15 protein-coding genes are annotated in these 22,034 nt (G+C 61.5%); 6 read left to right on the top strand and 9 right to left on the bottom strand.

Translation table 11 applies throughout. From position 1 onward, the window contains the following. Window position 1: 1 nt before the first annotated feature. Together ASD83_RS07495 and pepN are read right to left on the bottom strand one after the other, a co-directional pair. Window positions 2-1,657 (bottom strand): sensor histidine kinase, encoded by a 1,656-nt coding sequence (locus ASD83_RS07495; protein WP_056309318.1) that lies wholly within the window; start codon window positions 1,655-1,657, stop codon window positions 2-4. Window positions 1,658-1,926: 269 nt separating this feature from the next. Then, window positions 1,927-4,563, bottom strand: coding sequence for an aminopeptidase N (pepN, locus tag ASD83_RS07490; protein WP_056309316.1), 2,637 nt, complete (start codon window positions 4,561-4,563; stop codon window positions 1,927-1,929). 323 nt (window positions 4,564-4,886) lie between these two features. Between pepN and ASD83_RS07485 the strand changes: the two genes are divergently transcribed. Next, window positions 4,887-6,737 carry an ABC transporter ATP-binding protein gene (locus tag ASD83_RS07485; protein ID WP_274532575.1) on the top strand — a complete coding sequence of 617 codons (1,851 nt, stop codon included), beginning with the start codon at window positions 4,887-4,889 and terminating at the stop codon, window positions 6,735-6,737. Window positions 6,738-6,950: 213 nt separating this feature from the next. Continuing rightward, a complete protein-coding gene (locus ASD83_RS07480; protein WP_056309313.1) occupies window positions 6,951-8,807 on the top strand; it encodes an ABC transporter ATP-binding protein in 1,857 nt (618 codons plus the stop codon). A 35-nt stretch (window positions 8,808-8,842) separates the two neighbouring features. Here the strand turns inward: ASD83_RS07480 and ASD83_RS07475 are convergent, their stop codons facing one another. Both ASD83_RS07475 and ASD83_RS07470 read right to left on the bottom strand, forming a co-directional pair. Continuing rightward, entirely contained in the window at window positions 8,843-9,214 is a 372-nt protein-coding gene (locus ASD83_RS07475) for a DoxX family protein (RefSeq protein WP_056309311.1), read from the bottom strand. A gap of 98 nt (window positions 9,215-9,312) precedes the next feature. Continuing rightward, window positions 9,313-11,295, bottom strand: coding sequence for a putative bifunctional diguanylate cyclase/phosphodiesterase (locus ASD83_RS07470; protein ID WP_082561003.1), 1,983 nt, complete (start codon window positions 11,293-11,295; stop codon window positions 9,313-9,315). Between the two features lie 237 nt (window positions 11,296-11,532). Here ASD83_RS07470 and ASD83_RS07465 point away from each other — a divergent pair, with 237 nt between their 5' ends. Both ASD83_RS07465 and ASD83_RS07460 read left to right on the top strand, forming a co-directional pair. Further along, window positions 11,533-14,007: a beta-mannosidase gene (locus ASD83_RS07465; protein WP_056309307.1), complete on the top strand. Its 2,475-nt coding sequence runs from the start codon at window positions 11,533-11,535 to the stop codon at window positions 14,005-14,007. A 149-nt stretch (window positions 14,008-14,156) separates the two neighbouring features. Then, on the top strand, window positions 14,157-15,068 hold the full coding sequence (locus ASD83_RS07460) for a DMT family transporter (protein ID WP_056309305.1): 912 nt from the start codon (window positions 14,157-14,159) through the stop codon (window positions 15,066-15,068). Between the two features lie 6 nt (window positions 15,069-15,074). On the opposite strand, the gene ASD83_RS07455 is transcribed toward ASD83_RS07460, so the two are convergent. From ASD83_RS07455 to ASD83_RS07445, 3 genes are all read right to left on the bottom strand, one after another. Then, window positions 15,075-16,367, bottom strand: coding sequence for an NAD(P)/FAD-dependent oxidoreductase (locus ASD83_RS07455; RefSeq protein ID WP_056309986.1), 1,293 nt, complete (start codon window positions 16,365-16,367; stop codon window positions 15,075-15,077). Window positions 16,368-16,426: 59 nt separating this feature from the next. Continuing rightward, window positions 16,427-17,800, bottom strand: coding sequence for an FGGY-family carbohydrate kinase (locus ASD83_RS07450; RefSeq protein ID WP_056309304.1), 1,374 nt, complete (start codon window positions 17,798-17,800; stop codon window positions 16,427-16,429). 74 nt (window positions 17,801-17,874) lie between these two features. Next, a complete protein-coding gene (locus tag ASD83_RS07445) occupies window positions 17,875-18,324 on the bottom strand; it encodes a universal stress protein (protein ID WP_056309302.1) in 450 nt (149 codons plus the stop codon). A 145-nt stretch (window positions 18,325-18,469) separates the two neighbouring features. On the opposite strand from ASD83_RS07445, the gene dusA reads away from it, so the two are divergent. After that, window positions 18,470-19,489: a tRNA dihydrouridine(20/20a) synthase DusA gene (gene dusA / locus ASD83_RS07440; protein WP_056309300.1), complete on the top strand. Its 1,020-nt coding sequence runs from the start codon at window positions 18,470-18,472 to the stop codon at window positions 19,487-19,489. Here dusA and ASD83_RS07435 read toward each other — a convergent pair whose 3' ends face one another. Beyond that, complete coding sequence (locus ASD83_RS07435) at window positions 19,490-20,194, bottom strand: TIGR02281 family clan AA aspartic protease (RefSeq protein ID WP_156385810.1); 705 nt, start codon at window positions 20,192-20,194, stop codon at window positions 19,490-19,492. Between the two features lie 168 nt (window positions 20,195-20,362). Here ASD83_RS07435 and cobT point away from each other — a divergent pair, with 168 nt between their 5' ends. After that, window positions 20,363-21,385 (top strand): nicotinate-nucleotide--dimethylbenzimidazole phosphoribosyltransferase, encoded by a 1,023-nt coding sequence (gene cobT, locus ASD83_RS07430; protein WP_056309296.1) that lies wholly within the window; start codon window positions 20,363-20,365, stop codon window positions 21,383-21,385. Here the strand turns inward: cobT and ASD83_RS07425 are convergent. Then, window positions 21,366-22,007, bottom strand: a complete 642-nt coding sequence (locus ASD83_RS07425; protein ID WP_156385808.1) for a DUF6683 family protein — start codon at window positions 22,005-22,007, stop codon at window positions 21,366-21,368. The genes cobT and ASD83_RS07425 overlap by 20 nt on opposite strands. Window positions 22,008-22,034: the final 27 nt, after the last annotated feature.

Here is a 22,034-nt window from a genome sequence, read left to right as displayed (position 1 = left end):
TCTAGGCCGCTACCGTCGCTGCGCTGTGCCGCGCGTCGAGGGGGAGCGAAATGGCGACCGTCGTGCCGACCGACGGCGACGAGTCGATGACCATGCGGCCCCCGCTTAGTTCCGCTATGGCGCGCGAAATGGAAATGCCGAGCCCCGGGCCGACACCCTCGCGGGTGAAAGTCGCATCGCCCAAAGCGAAGGGCTGGCTGAGGCTTGAAAGCCGTTCCTCGCTCATACCGATGCCGGTATCGGTGACCTCGATGACAACGCCATCGTCGGCGGCAAAGGTCGCCAGCGTCAGCTTGCCACCGGCGGGAGTGAAGCGAATGGCGTTCTCGACGATATTCCCGACCATGCGCACAAAGGCGAGGCGATCGCCGCAGAGCACTGCACCTGTCTCGGAATTGACCGAGAGCGCTAGGCCCGCGCGGGCGACCTGGCCGCTGAAACGGCGACAGGTGGCCGTAATAACCTCATCGAGCGGCACGGCATCGGCGCGCAGCACTTTTTGGCCGTTTTCGAGTTCGGCGAGATCGAGAATGGCGCCGAAGGAATTGAGCAGATGCTCGCCGGAGTTCTTGATCGACTGCACATATTCGGCATAGCGCGGATCGCCCAGCGCGCCATAAGTCTCGCATTCCATCAGTTCGGCAAAGCCGATGATATGGTTGAGCGGGGTGCGAATGTCGTGGCTGAGATGGGCGAGGAAATTCGTCTTGGCGCGGCTGGCCGCCTCGGCGCGGATTTTTTCTTCGTGGTAGCGGCGCGCAAGCAGGCGCTGTTCCTCGCGGATGGTCGAGAGCAGAACGTCGGTGCGCCGGCGCTCGGTTTCGTCGGACAGGATCGTCATGAACCCGCCATCGGGCAGGGGACGTTCGTCGATCAAAAGACAGGAGCCGTCTTGTTGATGCAGTTCCAACAGGCGATTGCCGCTCTCTTCGCGCAACAGCTTCATATAACCGCCGGATAGCAGCCGCCCCAACGCTTCGGGATAGGTAATGGCGTCGCTATCAAGCCGCAAGCGCTCGCGATAATCGCCATTGCAGACGATCATCCGGCCATCGGTGGTCCAACAGGCAATGCCCATGGGGATGGCCGATGTAAGGGTACGATAGGTGTGGCGCTCCATCGGGTCGGGCATAGCCTCGCCCCGGCGACGGCGCAGCGTCAGTGCGGTCACGAGGCCAGCCAGCGCCAGGGCTGCTGCGCCGCGCCCGGCCAAGGCACCGACTGCGCCCGATTGCTCGGCCTGAACGCTGAGCAGACCATGCGATCCCGCTGGCACCGCGTGAGAGAAGAAATCGCCGAAATCGGCCTCTGCTTCGACAAAACGGGCCCGGGTAATGCCCGGAAAATCGCTCGGCGTGCTCGCGAGCGTCGTTTCGGCCAAAGTGGGGGGCTCGTTGGCAACGCGCGCGGCGACCGTGGCGCCGATCAGGGAGAGCTCGCGCTTGACCTCGCCCAGCGTCGTGATGACGTCGTAAACGATGAAGAGCGTCGCAGCGGCGAATGCCGTGGCAGCGACAGCCAGCGTCATCGGCGTCAGGACACGTTGTCTGAACCCGCGGGGGGCGGCCGTGCCCTGGCGGCGGAGGCGCCGAAAATCCTGTCCATCGCCCATGCCGAATCCATCAGCATCGGCGCCGGATACCTCCGACGGCCGCATGAAATTCTCCGTAATTTTAAGGGTTTAGCCCCGAAGCGATTTGCTCGTTAACAAGTAATGAATCACCCCGAGGGGACTTGTCCATAGGGGTGTTTGTGCCTTTGCGGGCCCGGCGCCAAAACGTGAGTCTCTTGAATCACTTAGGCGAAAAGAAAAATCCTTCCACAGCCCTGCGAAAAACGCGGTTCCGTGGGATGCGCGGCCGAAAATAGCGATGCCTCCCCCTTTTGAGGTGGGGAGGCATGTCATTTGCGCAAAATGCCGCGTGTTTAGCCCGCCAGGATTCGTTCGACGATGTCGCCGGTATTGCGGCTGAGCGTGTGTTGATTCCTCAGCGCTTCGAGTGCGGCGCGGCCAGCATCGCGGCGTCCGCTTTCGAGCAGCGGCAGGATGCGGAAGCCGGTGAGGATACGCGCGGCAACCTGGGGATTGACCTTGTCGATCTCCGCCGACGCTTCCGTCACGAAGCGGAAACCGAGGCCATCGGCCCGGGCGAACTGCGCCGGATTGCTCATGACGAAGCTGCCGAGCAGCGCGCGCAAGCGGTTGGGATTGGTGCGCGGAAAATCCGGCGCCGCCAGAATGGCCTGCAGCCGCTCGATTGCTGCGTCGTCCGGCGCCTGTGAAGAGGCAACCAGCCACTTGTCGAACACCAGCGGATCGCCACCAAAACGGGTGCGGAAGTCGCCGAGCAGGGCCGGGGCGGCCGGCGTCCAGTTATGAGCCGAAATGGCCAGGGCCGCATAGCGGTCGGTCATATTGCAGGCCGCGTGATATTGCGCTTCGGCAAGAGCCGCGCCGCGATCCGATCCGGCCGTGAGCAGCGACAAAAGACCATTGCGCAGCGAGCGGCGGCCCGCCTGGGCGGCGCCGGGGTTATAGGGCTCGCTGACCTGCAATTGGGCATGAAGCGCCTCAAGGTGCTCTGCCGCGGGCTCGACAATGGCGCGGATCAGCGCGCGCCGCGCTTCCGCCACGGCGTTCGGATCGACATCCCGGCCGATCTGTCGCGCGATCACCGTTTCGCCAGGCATGGCAATGACCTGCGCCTTGAAGGCATGGTCGAGTGCCGGATCACCGAGCGTGTCGAGGATTGCCTGACGCAGCGCGTCTAGATCGCTCGATGCCGGCGTCTGGCCGGTAGCCGCCGCAGCCAGCAATTGGGTGGCGACCGTCTGCAATGCGTCCCAGCGATTGAATGGATCGCTGTCATGCCGCGCCAGGAACAGCAGGTCCTGCTGGCTCCGGGTGGTCGTGAGTTTTACCGGCGCGGAGAACCCGCGGAATAGCGAGGGAACCGGGCGATTGGCTACACCGGTAAAGGTTAGCGTGACGCTGTCGTCATCGAGAATGATGAGATCATCATTGATCGTGCCGCCGCTGACGTTGGTCCAGCCCATGGGGCTGCCATTGGGCCCGATAAGGCCGAATTTGACGGGGATCACGAAGGGCGGCTTGTCCGGTTGGTTCGGCGTCGGCGCGGTTTTTTGGGAGAGGGTCAGGGTGTAGGTCTGGTTCGCTGCGTCATAGCTGTCGTTGGCCGTGACGTCAGGCGTGCCGGCATTGAGATACCAGCGCGAAAACTGGCTGAGATCCGTGCCGGTCGCGTCCTCGAAAACCTTGAGGAAAGCCTCGATGGTCGTCGCCTCGCCGTCATGGCGCTCGAAATAAAGGTCCATACCTTTGCGGAAGCCGGCTTCGCCCAAAAGCGTTGCCAGCATGCGGACGACTTCCGCGCCCTTCTGGTAGACGGTTGTCGTGTAAAAATTGTTGATCTCGCGATAGTGGTCCGGCCGCGGCGGATGGGCCAGGGGGCCGCCATCCTCGGGGAACTGCGTGATCCGCAGGTTTTCAACGTCATGGATGCGCTGCACCGGGCGGCTGCGCTCGTCCGAGGAAAATTCCTGGTCGCGATAGACCGTCAGGCCTTCCTTGAGGCAGAGCTGGAACCAGTCGCGGCAGGTGATGCGATTGCCGGTCCAGTTGTGGAAATATTCGTGCGCAATGACGCGCTCGATATTGGCAAAATTGGCATCGCTCGCCGTCTCGGGCAGGGCAAACACCAGTTTGTCGTTAAAGATGTTGAGGCCCTTGTTCTCCATCGCGCCGAAATTGAAATCAGCAACGGCGACAATATTAAACACGTCGAGATCATACTCGAGGCCAAAGCGCTTCTCGTCCCAGGCCATCGAGCGCTTGAGGCTGTCCATGGCATAGGCGCATTCGGCTTCCTTGCCATGGGTGCAATAGATGGCGAGATCGACCTTGCGGCCGCTCATCGTCGTAAAAGTGTCGGTGATTGAACCGAGATCGCCGGAAACGAGGGCGAAGAGATAGGCAGGCTTGGGGAACGGATCTTCCCAAACCGCAAAGTGCGTGCCGTCGCCAGCATCGCCCTTATCGATGAGATTGCCGTTCGAGAGCAGCACCGGGGCAATATCGCGCGGCGCGGTAATGCGCACCTTGAAGGGCGCCAGAATATCCGGGCGGTCGAGGTAATAGGTGATGCGCCGGAAGCCTTCGGGCTCGCACTGCGTGCACCAGGTGCCGCTCGAGCGATAAAGCCCCATCAGCTTGGTATTGGTCTCGGGCGTCAGACTGACCTCGGTTTCAAGCACGAAGCGCCGGAAGGGCGGCTCGACCACGGTCAGGCCATTGTCGTCGGTCGCATAGGCCGACAGCATCATCGGCAGGCCGTCGATGGCGATCGATTGCAAGGTCAGTCCATCGCCGTCCAGCACCAGCGGCGTACCGGGCGCCGTCTCGGGGCGGGGCTCCACCGTCATCTGCGTCCGAACGCGCGTCACCGCCTCAGTGATCTTGAAATCCATGTCCACAGCAACGACGCGATAGGGCGTCGGCGCGTAGTCCTTGAGGAAGATGGTGTGCTCGGTTTCGGTGCGCATGAAACGGTCCAGTGCAACGTTATTTTCTGACGGTCGAATGTGGCCAACCGGCAACAGCCGACTCTAGCCTTTTGTGTATGCTACGCCGCTCTTGGCTGCATAGCCCAATTCTTCAATGCCAATTGGGACGGTATTGGGGAGGAAGGCCTGGGCTAAACGCCACGCGGCTCCTCTGCGTTTCCTTGAAAACGTATCGAGCGCGGTCTTTGAAATTTCCCTGGATGGATCGTCCATCGCCAGCCTCTGCTGACGGCCGCTGTCATAGCCGTCACTTAGCGTTCGGCCACGGTGTCCTTCCGGACAATATATATATGGTGACCCACGTGCTGAAATGGTTTGAAAAACAGCTGGACGCTTATCCCGCGGGAGAGCCCACCGAGCCACCTAAGGGTCTTCTCGCTTTTTGTCTGCATTATAGCCACGGTGCAAAGAAGTGGCTGGCATTGATGGCCTTCGCCGCCGCTGCCGTTGCGATCGGCGAAATCCTCGTCTTCAGCTTCATCGGCGATGTGGTGAATTGGCTCGCTGGCGCCGATCCGAAGACGTTCCTGGAGACGGACGGCTGGAAGCTGGCCTTCATGGGCGCGATGATTGTCTTCATCCTCCCCGCTTTTGCGCTTTTGTCGACGCTCACCATGAACCAGACGCTGCTCGGGAATTTCCCGCAGCGTATCCGCTGGATGGCGCATCGCTATCTCATTCGCCAGTCGATGAGCTACTTCCAGGACGAGTTTGCCGGCCGCATTGGTGCCAAGCTGATGCAGACCTCGCTCGCCGTGCGCGAAGTGGTCATGAAGCTCTTGGACATGCTGGTCTATGTCGTCGTGTATTTTACCGGCGCTGTCATTCTGGCCGCTGCGGCGGATTGGCGCCTGGCCATTCCCTTCCTCGTCTGGCTCGCCGCCTATGTGGCGTTGATGGTCTATTTCATCCCGCGCATGGGCAAGATTTCGCAGGCCCAGGCCGATGCGCGCTCGATGATGACCGGGCGCATCGTTGATAGCTACACCAATATCGCGACCGTGAAACTCTTCAGCCATTCCAATCGCGAAGAATCCTATGCCCGCGAGGCGATGGACGATTTCCTGGGCACCGTCTATCGCCAGATGCGGTTCTTCACCTGGCTCAACATGCTGGTCCTGTGGTCCAATGCCCTGTTGCTCTTTTCGGTCGGCGCGACGGGCATATGGCTCTGGATGCAGGGGATCATGAGCCCGGGCGCGCTTGCCGTGTCGCTTGGCCTCGTCATGCGTTTCCAGGGCATGAGCCAGTGGGTGATGTGGGAAATGTCCTCGCTGTTCGAGAACATCGGCACGGTCAAGGATGGGATCAATTCCATCTCGCTGCCGCGCGTCGTCTCGGACCAGTCCGATGCCAAGCCCATCGGCCGCGTCGAAGGCGACATCAAGTTCGATAACGTCTCTTTCCATTATGGGAAGTCGTCGGGCGTCATCGAGGGCCTCAACCTCAATATCCGTCCGGGCGAAAAAATCGGCCTTGTCGGCCGGTCCGGCGCGGGCAAATCGACCATCGTCAATCTGCTGCTGCGCTTTTACGATCGGCAGGGTGGCCGCATTCTGGTGGATGGCAATGACATCTCGACCATCCAGCAGGACAGCCTCCGCGCCAATATCGGCGTTGTGACCCAGGATACGTCGCTGCTGCATCGCTCCGTGCGGGACAACATCGTCTATGGTCGCCCCGACGCGACCGAAGAAGAGATGATCGAAGCCGCCAAGCTTGCCGAGGCGCACGACTTCATCGCCGACCTCTCGGACTACAAGGGGCGCCTGGGCTATGACGCCCATGTGGGTGAGCGTGGCGTAAAGCTCTCCGGCGGTCAGCGCCAGCGCATCGCCATCGCGCGTGTGCTCTTGAAAAATGCGCCCATTCTGGTGCTGGATGAAGCAACGTCCGCTCTCGACTCCGAGGTCGAAGCGGCTATCCAGAGCCAGTTTGAGCTCTTGATGCGCGGCAAGACCGTGATCGCCATCGCGCATCGCCTGTCGACCATCGCCATGATGGACCGTCTGGTGGTGCTCGATAAGGGCACGATCGTCGAGCAGGGCACCCATGCCGAGCTCGTGGATTCGGGCGGCATCTATTCCCAGCTCTGGGCGCGCCAATCGGGCGGGTTCCTGGAGATGGACCAGGTCGAGGACGCGGCGCAGTAAGCGCCGCCGTCCCAACAGTTTTCACACGCCCTCCATGGTGGAGGGCGCCAACCAGAGGAGATCCCAAATGGGAGATATCATTATGACGCGACATGAAGGCAATCAGCCCGGTGCATTTGCCCCCAGCCAACCCAAACCCACCGATAGGCACCGAACCTGATACGAACCGACTGAAAAGGTTCTTTCAGGCGCGGCTCAAACAATGAGCAGAAAATGTTCAACCGCGTCATCGACTTCTTCGACAATCTCTATTCGCCCATCGCCCTGGCCAAAAACCGCCAGCCGCCCATGGGCCTTACTCCATTCGTTCGCTACTTCGTCGCCCAGCTCAAAGGCGCTTTCGCCATCCGCATTGGTCTTGTCGCCATTGGTTCGATAGCCGATGCGCTCATGCCGGTTTTCGTCGGCATGGTGGTGGGCATGCTGGCGACCACCAATCCCGGCGAAATCTTCGACCTTCACGGCCAGACCTTCCTCTGGATGATCTTTGTCGTGGTCCTCGTCCGGCCGCTGACCTTCTTTTTCGACACGCTGATCCGCAACCACGGCATCGTGCCGAACCTGGTCGATCTCATCCGCTGGCAAAGCCACTGGCACGTCATCCGGCAAAGCTGGACCTTCTTCCAGAACGACTTTGCCGGCCGCATCGCCAACAAGGTCATCCAAGCCGGCGAAGCCATCGAAATCGGCGTCAATCTCACCATCGACGCCGCCTGGTATGCGCTGGTCTTTGTCATTGTGGCCATTGTCGTCCTGGCCCAGCTCGACCCGGTATTGCTGGTGCCGATCGGTGTCTGGCTGCTGCTCTATGCGGTGCTTTTTTCCATCACCATGCCGCTCATCGCCCGTTATTCCGAAGAGCTTTCGGAGAGCAAATCGGTGATGACCGGCCGCATCGTCGATAGCTACACCAATATCCAGACGCTCAAGACCTTCGCCTCCGGCGAGCACGAGGACAAATACGTCGCCGACAGCGTCCTCGACCACGCCGTGAGTTTCCGCAAATTGATGCGGGTGTTCACCTATATGTGGTCGATCCTGTTCATGCTCAACGCAGGCCTCGTGGTCTCGGTCACCTGGCTGGCCCTCGCGGGCTGGAACAATGGCGCCCTTACCGCCGCCGCGGTGGCAACGGCCATTCCCTTCGCTTTGCAGATCATGAACATGAGCGGTTGGATCCTCGAAATCGGCTCCAACATCTTCCGTCAGATCGGCACGACGCGGGACTCGATGGACACCATCGCCCAACCCCTGACCATGCTTGACGAACCGGAGGCCAAACCCCTTGCCGTCACCAGGGGCGAGCTGCACTACGACAATGTCAGCTTCAACTATTGGCGCGGCAAAGAAGGGTCAGTCATCGACGAGTTCAGCCTCATGGTGAAACCCGGCGAAAAGATCGGCCTCGTCGGCCGCTCCGGCTCGGGCAAATCGACACTGGTCAACCTCGCCCTGCGCATGTTCGACGTGCAGGACGGCTCGATCAAGATCGACGGACACGACGTTCGCTCGGTGACCCAGGAAAGCCTCCGCGCCGCCATCGGTCTTGTTAGCCAGGACACGTCCCTGCTGCATCGTTCCGTCCGCGAAAACCTCAAATATGGCCGCCACTGGGCCAGCGATGAGGAAATGATGCTGGCGGCCGAACAGGCCAATGTCCACGACGTCATCATGGGCCTTTCCGATCCGCAGGGCCGCAGGGGTTACGACGCCCATGTCGGCGAACGCGGCGTAAAACTATCCGGCGGCCAGCGCCAGCGCGTCGCCATCGCCCGCGTCTTGCTCAAGAACGCGCCGATCCTGGTGCTCGACGAAGCCACTTCCGCCCTCGATTCCGAGGTCGAAGCGGCGATCCAGGAACAGCTCACCATGCTCATGCAGGGCAAGACGGTGATCGCCATCGCCCATCGCCTCTCGACCATCGCGGCCATGGACCGGCTCGTCGTGCTCGAAAAGGGGAAAATCGTGGAAGAGGGCACCCACGCCCAACTCCTCGTCTCGGGCGGCCACTACGCCATGCTCTGGGAACGCCAATCCGGTGGTTTCCTGGACCTGGAAGCGGCTCAGTAAAGGAAAGCCCCGGCCAAGTGCCGGGGCTTTTTCGTTCAGCGGGTGAACGGGAACAGCGCCCGCAATTTCGGCTCTCGCAGCCATAGAGCGATCCAGGCGAAAACCCCGAGATAAATGCTGAACAGCGTATGGCTGAAAAGCGGATTGTCCACCCGCAGATTTGCCGCCAGCGCTGCCCCCAGCAGCCCCGTCATCAGCACCGCACCGAGCAGCGCAGTCCGCGGAATGATGTAAAGCACCGCCACGGCCACCTCGGTAATCCCGATCAGCAACAAGTACTTTGCCGGCCAGCCCACCACTTCGAGAGGTTCGAGCGCTAGTGGCGAATTGATGAGTTTCGGTGCAGCCGAAGCCCCCAAAAGAAAGAGCGTCACCAGCGCGCTCAATACCCAACCTGTCCTGATCATTTTGCCCTGCCTTGTGCTGTGGACCAGCTATCGTCCGTTCGCTTTCACGACGAAGCGATAAGGCGGGTTTCGACAGATGAAGGCAGATATTTCCGGGATCAGCTCGCCGCACCAAAGCGCTGGTTGCGCTCAGGCCGCCAACCTGCATCGCTTTTCTCTGCATGGGCGAGGGCCATCTCCGGCATCATCGGCCGTCCGAAAAGGTAGCCCTGCATCACCGTGCCACCGAGGCCGGCAAGCGCTTCGAGTTGCGCTTCGGTTTCGATCCCTTCGAAAACGCAGGACATGCCGAGGTTTCGGCAGAGATCGACCATGGTCTTGACGATGGCGCGGCTGGTTGGATCGCTCGTCACCTCGGCAACAAAACTGCGATCGATCTTGATGCGATGCAGCGGCAGGCGCTGCACATGGGTAAGACTGGAATGCCCGGTGCCGAAATCGTCGAGGGCAATTCGTGCCCCAAGACTGAGGAGGCGCGACAAGGCCTCCCTGGCCTGATCGAGATCGCGCATGATCGCCGTCTCGGTGATTTCGAAATCGACGCGGCTCGGACGTGGTGCGGCCTCGACCTGCGCAATGACAGCGTCGATGGCTGCGGGCGAGCCGATATCGTTGGCCGAGAGATTGACCGAAAGACGCATGCGGCGCGGCAGTTTTTCGCTGATCGCCAGCGCCTTACGCAAGACGATCTGGGTAATCCGCCCGATCTGGCCCAAGCGCTCGGCCATGGGGATGAATTCGGCAGGGGATACCTCGCCGAGGACTGGGCTCCGCCAGCGCGCCAGCACTTCAAAGCCCGTCGTCTCGCCAATGGCGATATCAAACTGTGGCTGCAACACGATGTAGATTTCTTCGTCCAGATCCGCCGTATGCAGCAGGTGCTCCATGCGCCGGATTTGCCTGAGATCGTGGGCATCGATGGCCGAAAAGACCATGGTGCCGCCGCGCGCGTCGCGCTTGGCGAGCAATCCGGCATAGTCGGCGTGGTCGAACAGCGTTTCCGGCGTGTCCTCGGGGCCAGATGCCGCAACGCCCATGGAGGCGGTGACATGGGCCGTGCCCGACGGCAATTTGATCGGCCGTGCGATCGCATCGCAAAGCCGCTGGCCGAGCCGCTCCAGATTGGGCCCTGTCGAATTTTCGGTCAGGATGACAGCGAAATTGTCGCTGTCGAGGCGTGCAAGAAAGGACGAGAACGGCCGGTTGACGTCAATCCGCTGCGCGATCTCGATCAGCACGCGGTCGCCGGCAATCTGGCCAAAAATCTCGTTCACCGCCTTGAAGCGATCGAGATTGAGCCGCGCCACGGCAATGGTTCGTCCCTTGGCCTTGGCTTCGTCCAGGGCCCGCGCCAGTTCCTTTTGAAACGAACGACGATTGGGCACGCCGGTAAGACTATCCAGCCAGGCGAGGCGATGGTTTTCATCGAGCAAGTGCTGGGTTTCCTCCTGCTTCAGCGCCATTTCCTGCCGCGAGGCAACGAGCCCGGTAAAGTCGCGATAATTGTCGAGCAGAATGGTCGTCAGCGTCGCCGTCACCAGAACCATATTCAGCGCAATGGCGACGAATACCGGCTGTCCGGTCAGAATGAAGAAGACCGTGAAGGGGATGAGAACACAGGCGCCGATCGCCACGGCCGCTTTGCGCACGTTGAGCAGGCAGAACATGCAGCCAATGGTTGTTACGGCCATGAAGAAGGCGATGTGCGACTGCTGCAGCGCATCGCCATAGGGGTAGAGGCTAAGCGCCCAGCCCGCAAAACCGACAGCGATGACCGGCCCCATCACCACCATGGCCTTGATGTCGCGCCGAGCCTGACCGGGCGTGATCGTCGTGCCATCTCCGCGCGCCCAGCGCAGAATGCGCGCGCCGCAAAGCAGAGTAAAAACTACAGGCACAAGCACCGTCAGATATTTTGGTGCGCTCGAAAAATGGGTTGCCGCTAGAATGATCATATTGGCCAGCAACATGGCGTACATTAGCGGCACTTGGCGCTTAAGTGCGTGCCATTGGGCCAGCGACAGTTCCGCCGACCCCGGTGATTCAAAAATGATACGGCCCAGGCGCCGGAATACTGACATGGCACTGCCCTTTATATGGCGAGCCTAAGCCTAGATTTCCTAACAGATCAGTAAATCTGCGGCGCTGGCCACCCCACGCGGCCAATTTTGCATTGGCAACGATGCAATGGCCGTAAAAAACCTTTCTGCGGCCATTGGAAGGCGCCGCGCTTCCCGCTACAAACGCCTCCGAAATCGATTTCGGTAGTTGGTTTTGCAACTGCCAGAGGTGCCGGCTGCGGTCGGCAGGAGGACGACTTGACCATTTCCAGTTTCAACACCGCGCTTGACCTGAGCGGCGCCTATGGCCTCACCGCGCCGTCGCGCAATATCACGACGTCAATTGCGCTTCCCGGCGATGTCCATGGCGCCTTGCTGGCTGCCGATCTCATTCCCGATCCCTATTTCGGGGAGAACGAGAAGGTCGTCATGTGGGTGGGCGAAACGGAATGGCATGTCGAACGCCGCTTTGAAGCCTCGGCTGCCGACATTGCCGGCTATCTGTCCCTGACCCTCTCGGAAGTCGACTGCATCGCCACCATCCTCCTTAATGGCGAAATCATCGCCCGCACCGACAACAGCTTCGTGCGGCACGATATCGATGTCACCGGCAAGGTGCATCAGGGCGAAAATACCCTGCGTATCGAATTCGGCGTCGCGCCCGATGTCGCCAAAGCCCGCTCCGACGCGCATCCTTTCCCGATCCCCTTCACCTACAATTACCAGACCAACGGCCTGAAGGGCATCCACATGAACTTCATCCGCAAGGCGGCCTGCCATGCGGGGTGGGATTGGGGCATCTGCACCATGCCGGTCGGTGTCTATGGCACCATGGCCCTGCGCAAATCGCGCCTCGCCCGCCAGGACAGCGTCGAGGTCGAACAGACCCATGGCGCCAAGGGCGTTGAACTCTCGATCAAAACGCGTGTCTTCGCTTTTGCCCATGGCGAGGTCGAACTCGAACACACGATCGATGGCCAGACCATCACCGATAAGGTTGCGGTGCAAAAGGGCGAAAACGTCTTCACCCACAATGTGACTATCCACAATCCCAAAATCTGGTGGCCAGCCGGGCAGGGCGCCCAACCGCTCTATGAGTTGACCACCAATCTCGAAGGCGAAGTCACCACCCGCAAGATCGGCCTCAGAAAACTCGAATGGATCATCGAGAAAGACGAGATCGACCACACCTTCAAGTGCCGCATCAATGGTCGCGACATTACCATGATGGGCGCCAACTGGATTCCGGCCGATGCCATCCCCTCGCGCATCACGCCCGCGGTCATCCGCGACCTTCTGGAAAGCGCCAAGGCTGCGAATATGAACATGCTCCGCATCTGGGGCGGCGGTCAGTATGAGCCGGACTATTTCTACGACCTCTGCGACGAGCTGGGCATCCTCCTCTGGCACGATTTCATGTTCTCGTGCATGAGCTATCCGTCCAACCGCGAATTCCTCGCTTCGGTCGAAACCGAAATCACCCAGCAGGTCCGCCGCCTGTCGCACCATGCCTCCATCGCGCTCTGGTGCGGCGACAACGAAGTCATCGGTTCGCTCAATTGGTACCCCGAAACCAAGGCCGACCCGGGCCGCTATCTCGCCAATTACGACCGCCTCAATTCCATGCTGCACCGGATCGTCGAGGATGAAGACCCCTCCCGCCGCTTCTGGCCGTCTTCGCCTTCATTGGGCTATATGGATTTTTCCGATGGCTGGCATTCGGACACCCGCGGCGACCTCCACTATTGGGACGTCTGGCACTCGGCCAAGAGCTTTGACGCCTACCGCTCGGTCAATCCGCGCTTTGCCTCCGAATTCGGTTTCCAGTCCTTCACCTCGATGAACGTCATCGAAACCTTCTCGGAAGAAAAGGACCGCAATCCGTCCTCTCCAGTCATGGAAAACCATCAGCGCAACAATGGCGGCAATGCCCGCATCATCGAAACGATGACGCGCTATTTCCGCTTCCCGCGCGATTTCGACCAGATGGTCTTCCTGTCCCAAATCCAGCAGGGCCTCGCCATCAAGACCGCCATCGAATATTGGCGCTCCACCAAGCCGCGCTGCATGGGCACGCTCTATTGGCAGATCAACGACATCTGGCCGGTAGCGAGCTGGTCGAGCCTCGATTACGGCGGGCAGTGGAAGCTGATGCAGTATATGGCCAAGCGCTTCTTCCGCCTGGTCAATCTCGTCGCCGTCCCCAATGCGGAAAACACCGAGATCACCCTCAAGGGCATCAATGATACCGGTAGGCCGGTATCGATCGCCCTCGAGGTCAAGGCCGTCTCGGTTTCCGGCGCCCAGCGTACGATCTTTTCGGGCAATAGCGCCATCGGTGCCGATGCGGCCATCGCCCTGACCACCGTCTCGGTGGCGGACCTGGCCCAGGATGAATTTCTCTATTTCTCCTGGAAGGATGCTGCCGGCAATATTCTCGGCGAGAACGACTATTTCCCCAAACCCTACAAGGCCCACGAACTATCGCAGGCCCGGATTTCAGCAACCTGGTCAGACCGGGACGGGCAAGCCATCCTCACACTCGAAACGGACAAGCCCGCCTTATTTGCCACAGCAACCGTGGATGTGCCGGGCTATTTCTCCGACAACGCCCTGACGCTGCTTCCGGGCGAAAGGGTCGATCTCACCTTTATCCCGCGCCACGGCGCCAAGGTAACCTCGGCCGATCTCGCAAAGTCCCTGACACTGCGCAATCTTGCGGAGACGTTCTGAACGGCGCTTCTTCCATACAAGAGCATTGACTTGGCGGTCCCCATCGCGCATCGGTGCGGGACCGCCTTTTCCTGTCTGCCCGGAACAGCCATGTCTCGCCCCCGAACCTTCGGCACCTTTCTGCACCGTGCGGAAATTGGGCGCGGTTGATGGCATCCCCGGTTTCACCCATAGAAAGCCGCGCGAACCTCGGCATTGGCCTCGTGCTCGCGTCCCAACTCGTCCTTCTGGTGCTCGACATTTCGGCAAAATGGCTGTCGGTCGAGGGCATGGCGACGACGCAGATCGTCTTCATGCGCTATGGCGTGCATTTGGCGCTCCTCTTGCTGCTCTTCGTGCCCGTCAGCGGCTTCAATGTCATGAAGAGCAATAACTGGACGCTCGAGCTTCTCCGTGGCGTCTGTCTGCTGGCGACGACCGGGCTCAATTTCCTCGCCATGCGTTACCTGCCGCTCACCGTCACCAGCGCCATCCAGTTCACTTCGCCACTGATCATCTGCGCCATGTCCGGCCCGCTTCTGGGCGACAAGGTCGGCTGGCGCCGCTGGCTCGCCATTGGCGTCGGCTTCATCGGCATTCTGGTGATCGTCCGCCCGGGGTCCGAGGCTTTCCAACCCGCCGCTTTCCTCAGCCTCGGCTGTGCCTTCTTCCTCGCGCTTTTCTCGATCCTCACGCGAAAACTGGCCGGTGTCGATGCCGCCTCGACCCAGCAGTTCTTTGCCGGCGCGACGCCCGTCATCCTGCTCATGCCGGTCGCCTTCACCGATTGGGCTTGGCCCACCCAGCCGATTTCCTGGGTCGCTTTCCTCATCATGGGTGCGGCCGGCCTCGGCGGACACTACCTCAATTCGGTCGCCCATCGCTTTGCGGCGCCCGCCACGCTGGCGCCCTTCAGCTATCTCAGCCTCATCTACCTTTCGGTCGCGAGCTGGCTGATTTTCAACCAGCCCCCCGATCGCTGGTTCATCCTTGGCGTCGCCATCATTGTCGCCAGTGGCCTCTATATCTGGCTGCGCGAACGCCAGCTTGCGAGACCCGTCGTTCCGCCCGAACCAGCCTGATCGAGCCTACTTGCCGTCGATTTCCTGCATCGGCTCCGCCGTTGGCGCCAGCCCGTGGGTGATCAGCCGCGCGCTGCGCTGTCCGGTCAGGTAGATCCAAAGCCAGCTCATGGCGACGAAGATGCGGTTCTTCACGTCGACCAGGAAGTAGATGTGGGCAATGCCCCAAACCCACCAGGCGATCCAGCCCTTGAGCGTGATCCCACCGAAATCGATCACTGCCGCCTGTTTGCCGATCGTCGCCAGATCGCCCGCATGGTCATAGTCAAACGGCTGCTTTGCGCTTTCTCCTGCGATCTGCCGCATAACCGCCTGCGCCGCATGAGTCCCTGCCTGCTTGGCCGCTGGAGCAACGCCCGGCACCGGCTTTCCATCCGGCTTTGCAATGCTCGCCGTGTCGCCCACCACGAAAATCTCGGGATGCCCCGGCACCGACAGGTCCGGCTCAACCTTTACCCGCCCCGAACGATCCGCCTCGGCCCCCAGCCATTTCGCGGCCGGCGAAGCCGCCACCCCCGCCGCCCAGATTACCGTCTTGGTCGCCAGGCGCTTTTCGCCGAACGTCACACCCTCTTCATCGATCGCTTTGACCATCTGTCCAAGTTCGACCTCGACCCCAAGGTCCTCGAGCGATTTTAGCGCATAGGCCGATAGCTCAGGCTTGAAGTTGAGTAGCACGCGATCCGCCCCCTCGATCAGCACCACCCGCAGGTCCTCGGGCGCGATGGTCCGGAACTGTCCCGCAAGGCTCGCCCGCCCCAGCTCGCTGATAGCCCCCGCCATTTCGACGCCGGTCGGCCCCGCGCCGATAATCGCAAAGGTTAGCAACGCCCGGCGCTTGCGCGGGTCAAACTCCCGCTCCGCTGCCTCGAAGGCCAGCAGCAGTTTCCGCCTTATCGCGGTGGCGTCCTCCAGCGTCTTGAGCCCGGGCGCGAATTCTTCCCACTGGTCATTGCCGAAATAGGCATGCTGCGCACCGGTGGCGATGATGAGATTGTCGTAGCGCTCCGGCGCCCCATCCTCGATCAGCACCTCCCTGTTCGCCACATCGACCCCGGTCACGGTCGCCATGATCACCCGCACATTGCGCTGCTTGCGCAAGATGTGCCGGATCGGCCAAGCGATTTCCGATGGGCTCAACGATGCTGTCGCGACCTGATAGAGCAGGGGCTGGAACAGGTGATGGTTGCGCCGGTCGATCAGCAGCACCTCGACATCGGCGCGCGCCAGCGCTTGCGCCGCCGCTATACCGCCAAAGCCGCCGCCGATGATGATGATGCGGTGCTTGGGCGCTGCCATGTCGTCCTCCATGTCTCTTGTCCAGACATGGGGTACCAGCGCCGCCTGGTCAATGCACCCTAGGTCTTAGCCCGTTCCTGCCAGCGCCGCGCATATTCGGCAAAACCCGGATGGGCCAAAGGCGTGATCGGGCTGTCGTGCTGTTCATGCGCCGGCTGTCCACCAAACAGCAGGCTCGCCCCAAGGCTCGTTCCCGTGCCGTCGCCCGAAGCATGCACAGGCCGACCGGCCAAGGTCGCCAAGGCCGCGCCAAACACGGCATTGCGCGCCAGCGGTCCCTCGATGGTGATGCTCTTGCCCAGCCCGCAGAGGTCGAGACATTCGCGCGCCACCAGCGCCAGATAGAGTGAAGCCGCAGCCGTACGCTCGCCGTCCGTCAGGCCCTCGGGCGCCACTGTCCAGCGCCCCTTGCCATTGGCAAAAGGGCCGACGCCGGGCGCGAATGTCGGCAGCGCCTGCACATCGCGCTCGATCACCGCGGCCACGTCCGTTTCGCTCGGTGCAACGATCTTGCCCACGATTGTGTCGAACTCGCGCCCGCCCATGAAGCGCGCCGTTGGCACAGGCCGGCCGAATGCGTCGACATTGGCCAGGCTATCGCGTCCCTGATCGAGCTTTGCCGTATCCCCACCGACCGTCATGGCGATGGCCCAGGTTCCGGTCGACAAAATGGTGAACGGCGCTTCCTGACGGCCAAGATGCGGCACCAGCGAGGCATTGGAATCATGAATGCCGCAGGTGACCGGCGTATCGGCAGGCAGTCCCGTAAAGTCAGCGATTTTATTGAGGATCGGCCCCAGCACCGACGCTGCGGGCTTGATGGGCGGGAACAAAGCCCGCCAACCCTGCGCATCGACCATGGACGAGAAGTCGCCCCTGTCCGGCGACCAGAGATCGGTGTGGCAGCCGAGCGATGTCACTTCGCTGGCAAGAATGCCGGTGAGGCGCCATGCCCAATATTGCGGATAGGCGAGGATCGCGGTGACCCTGGCGAAATCCTCGGGAAACGCGCGCGATTGCCAAAAAATTTGCGCCCCAAGATTGAGCCCATTGGGCAGGCGCGGCGACAGCGTCTCGGCAAACCCCGGACGAGCCCTGTCATAGGCTTCGTCCGACGCCTCCGGACCATCATATTCATAGTCAAGTACCGGCATCGCCAGTTGATCACCGGCCATCAGCGCCGCGGTCGCGCCGTGCGTGGTGATGGAAATCCCGTCAATCCCATGCTCGCGATGCAGTTCACCAAGGCTGCTCAGGATGAAATCCCACAGCCCCTCGACATCGGCATGCGGATAGGGCGCATCGCGGCGCACGCTATTGGGCCGGCTGCGTGTGCCCAACAGCGCTTCGCTTGCTGCATCGATCAGCACGACCTTGGCATTGGTCTTGCCGATATCGATCACGGCGATATGGCGGGGCAGGGGCTGGGTCATGGCGCGACGCTCTTTTTAGGATATCGGCCCCATAGCGGAAATTCCGGCGCCGCGCCATAGCTGACATGTTAGTCCTACTTGATGATCAGCACCGGAATTTCGGCATGCGCCAGAACTTCCGCCGCCTGCGATCCCAGCAGCAGCCGGCCAAGGCCGCGGCGGCCATGCGAGCCCATGACGATGAGATCGGCGCCTGCCGTTTTAGCGCTCCTGATAATGCCTTCGGCCGCGGGCAAATCCGGCACATGCTGCGTCGCCAGATCGATGCCGGCGGCACTCGCAAGCTTGGTCGCATCTTCCAGCACACCCTTGGCAGAATCTGCCTTGGCCTTGTCGAGTTCGGCCAGAATGCTCGACGTGTCCACCATCATCATTTCCGCGCCGGGCGCGATGATGATGGAAGGATCGGTCACAGTGACCGCAGTCAACTTGGCGCCGAGCTTGCCAGCCAGCGCAATGGCATGGGTAAAGGCCTTGGTGCTGAGGTCCGATCCGTCGATGGCGCAAACGATGTTCGAGTACATGGCGATAAATCCCCCGTTGGCGATAATGACAAGACATTAGAATAACGCAGGCATCAACACTTTGATCCAGATCACACCCGCCATTGCCCAAGGGACCGGAAGGGGGTATTGGACGCCACTTCGAATATCAGATGAAATAGCGCCGATGACCAAGCTGGGGCGCGGCCCCGTCTCCCTTGAGACCGCCCGCCGCTTTTCCGTTGCACCGATGATCGATTGGACCGACAGGCATTGCAGATACCTGCATCGCCTCTTGACCAAACGCGGCCTGCTCTTCACCGAAATGATCACCACCGGCGCCATCATCCATGGCGATACCGAGCGACACCTGCGCTTCGATTCCACTGAACAACCCGTCGCGCTGCAACTGGGTGGCTCCGACCCCGCCGATCTCGCCGCCGCGACCCGCCAGGGCGACCTCTATGGCTATGATGAAATCAACCTCAATGTCGGCTGCCCATCGGATCGCGTGCAGTCGGGCAAGTTCGGCGCCTGCCTTATGGCCGAGCCCGATCTCGTCGCCGATTGCGTCCGCGCCATGCGCTCGACCACCGACAAGCCGGTGACCGTAAAGTGCCGCATCGGCATCGACGATCAGGATATCGAAGAGAGCCTTGATCGTTTCGCCGACAAGATGGCCGAGGCTGGCGTCGCCGCGCTTTACGTCCACGCGCGAAAAGCCTGGCTCCAGGGCTTGAGCCCCAAGGAAAACCGCACCATTCCGCCGCTCGACTACCCGCGCGTCTATCGCCTGCGCCAGCGCCTCGCGCCCCTGCCGATGATCATCAATGGCGGCATCGAAACGTTGGAAGAGATCGATGAGCATCTCCAGCACATGGACGGTGTCATGCTCGGCCGCGCCGCCTATCACAATCCGATGATCCTGACCGAAATCGACCATCGCCTCTTCGGCGACGCGCCATCCACCCTGACCCTCGCCGATATCATGCACGCTATGGCCGGCTATGCCGAAGCGCAATTGCGCGACGGCGCGCGCCTCAACAACATCGCCCGCCACATGCTCGGCCTCGCCAACGGCCGCCCCGGCGCCCGCCAGTTCCGCCAAATCCTCAGCGTTGACGCCTGCAAACCCAAGGCCGACCCGCAAGTTTTTCTACACGCCCTTTCGGCGGTCGAAGAACGCGCTGAGGCCGTTGCGAGCTAACTAGTCCTGCAGCTCCAGCGAGTTCTGCGTCACGCTGTAGCGTCCCAGCGTTTCTAAAAACGTCATGCCCAATAGGCTCGTTTCGAGCGCCCCGTCTTCGGCGACGAATGCCGGAATATTGCGCCGCGCGATACCGCCGACCTCGATGTTTTTCAGACGCACCCGTGCCGCCATGCCGGTGCCGTTGGCCGTCGAAACCGGGATCGCATAGCGCAGTTCGGAGAGGTCGATGCCCGCGGCCTCCGCGTCTGCCCGCGTCAGCACCACGGCGCTGGCGCCCGTATCAAAAATCATTGGCGTCGTATGGCCGTTGACGGTAGCGGCAATCTCGAAATGTCCGCCAAAGCCGCGCCGGAACACTGCCGTACCGCGTTCGCTGTCGACCACGGCAACGCCGGGGCGCAATTCGCCGGTCACGCGCCCGACAACCCCCATCAATTCGTCGCGATAAGCATAGCCAACCCCAACCACGGCAAAAATGCCGACCCAGAGAACCAGAGCGCCAACCAGTTCGGCCGCCTGCCGGCGTCGCGCGAAGGCTCCACCGGCAAAGACGATGAGAATGACGACGAGCGGCACCAGCTGTGCGGTCTGTGTTTGGGTAAGACCGATCAGGCTCCCGGCGTCGGCCGAAATCATCAAGACGATTCCAGCCGCGACTAGGAGGGCAATGCCGATGAAGATCATGTCTCTGCTTACCCTCAACCCATAATTCCCTTCGATTAAGGGACGGACCGCCAAGATTTCAAGACTTTACGCCTCTGATAAGGCGCGGTCACAGTGCCGCAGCTTGGCCGGATGGCGCTTCAATTGCAATTGGGACCATTCTGGGCAACAAGTCCGCACCTCTTGGCCCCATCCCGGACTCGTCTCATGCCTGCGCTCAATCCTGCCTTTGCCGATATCGTGGAACTGCTGACCGCCGTGCCCGATGGCGACGAGGCGGCTGTCGCGGCCGTCCGCCGCCGCGATGCCGAATTGACCAAGCCGGTTGGTTCGCTAGGGCGCCTCGAAGAGCTGGTAGAGTTCCTCGCCCGCTGGCAGCATCGCCAGGTGCCGCGCCTCGAAAACCCCATGGTCACCATTTTTGCCGGCAATCACGGCGTGGCCGATCAGGGCGTTTCTGCCTTCCCGCAGGATGTGACGGCGCAGATGGTCGCCAATTTCACCAATGGCGGCGCCGCCATTTCGCAAATCTGCGGCCTCCACGAAATCAATCTGCGCGTTTTCGAACTGGCGCTCGAATTGCCCACCGGCGACATCACCCAAGAGCCGGCGATCGACGATCAGATGTGCGCCGCCACCATCGCCTATGGCATGGAAGCGGTCGCCGGAAAGCCCGACATCATCGGCCTCGGCGAAATGGGCATCGGCAACACCACCGTTGCTGCCGCGATCTTTGCCGCGCTGTACGGCGGCTCGGGCGCCGATTGGGCCGGCCGCGGCACCGGGGTGGACGATGCCGGTTACGCCCGCAAGGTCGACGCCATCGATCGGGCCCTTGCCCTCCATAAGGACAGCCTCGACCATCCGCTGGCCATCCTCGCGCGCCTCGGCGGCCGCGAAATCGCCGCCATGCTTGGCGCCCTGATCGCTGCCCGCCACCAGAAGGTGCCTGTTATCATCGATGGCTATGTGGCAACCGCTGCCGCCGCCATTGCTCACGCGGTCAATCCCGAAGCCATCGACCACTGCCTTTTCGCCCACGTCACCGCCGAAGGCGCCCATGCCCGCGTGTTGGAACACATCGGCAAGGTGCCGCTGCTCGATCTCGGCATGCGCCTCGGCGAAGGCACAGGTGCCGCGCTTGGCGTGGTGCTGGCCAAAACCGCGCTACATCTCCACGCCAACATGGCGACCTTCGATAGCGCTTCGGTCAGTCGCCGGCTGGACTGACCTTCTGCGCCTTGGGCGCAAAGCCTTCCGGGCCGGGCTCCAGTGCCAATAGATCGACGCCCATTTCCTGACGGAAGCGGGTCGCCGAAGCCAGCGCCAGCCGGCCCAGCGCCGTCACGTCCTTGCGCCGCACGGCGTCGTTGAGCGCGGCATGTTCGACGAGGAAACGCAGGATATAGCCCTCGGCCATTTCCTGTTTTTGCAGGTTGTTCAGCCCGCGGAAATTAGGGTCGGCCGCCATCGATGCCTGCAGCTGTGCGCGCACCGGACCATTGTCGACCTTGTAATTGTACCGGGCATTGGCCGTCACCCAGTTCAGGACCCAATAGGCGGTGATGGCATCGGCCACATTGCCGGTCTTGAGCCCGTCGGCGGCCACCAGCCCCTGCCATATCTCCAGCGCCGGGCGCTCTGCAAAGGCTGCCGCGAGGCCGTTTCGCGCTTCAGCGCTGACGGTCCAGCGAATATTGTCCAGAAACTGCCGCTGAATACGCGCCGAAATCACCGCCGAAGCCGGATAGCTCGTATCGAACGGAGCAGCGGCAGAGACGGCATTTTCCTGTGCGAGAGTGAGGCCCGGTAGCAATAGAAAAACAGCAAAAAGGCCAAAAAATCGATTCACGCGCAAAACCCCCGGTCGCCGCACAAA

This window comes from Devosia sp. Root685 (assembly GCF_001427875.1).
Taxonomy (GTDB): Bacteria; Pseudomonadota; Alphaproteobacteria; order Rhizobiales; family Devosiaceae; genus Devosia.
This window is presented reverse-complemented; position numbering and strand designations above follow the sequence as displayed.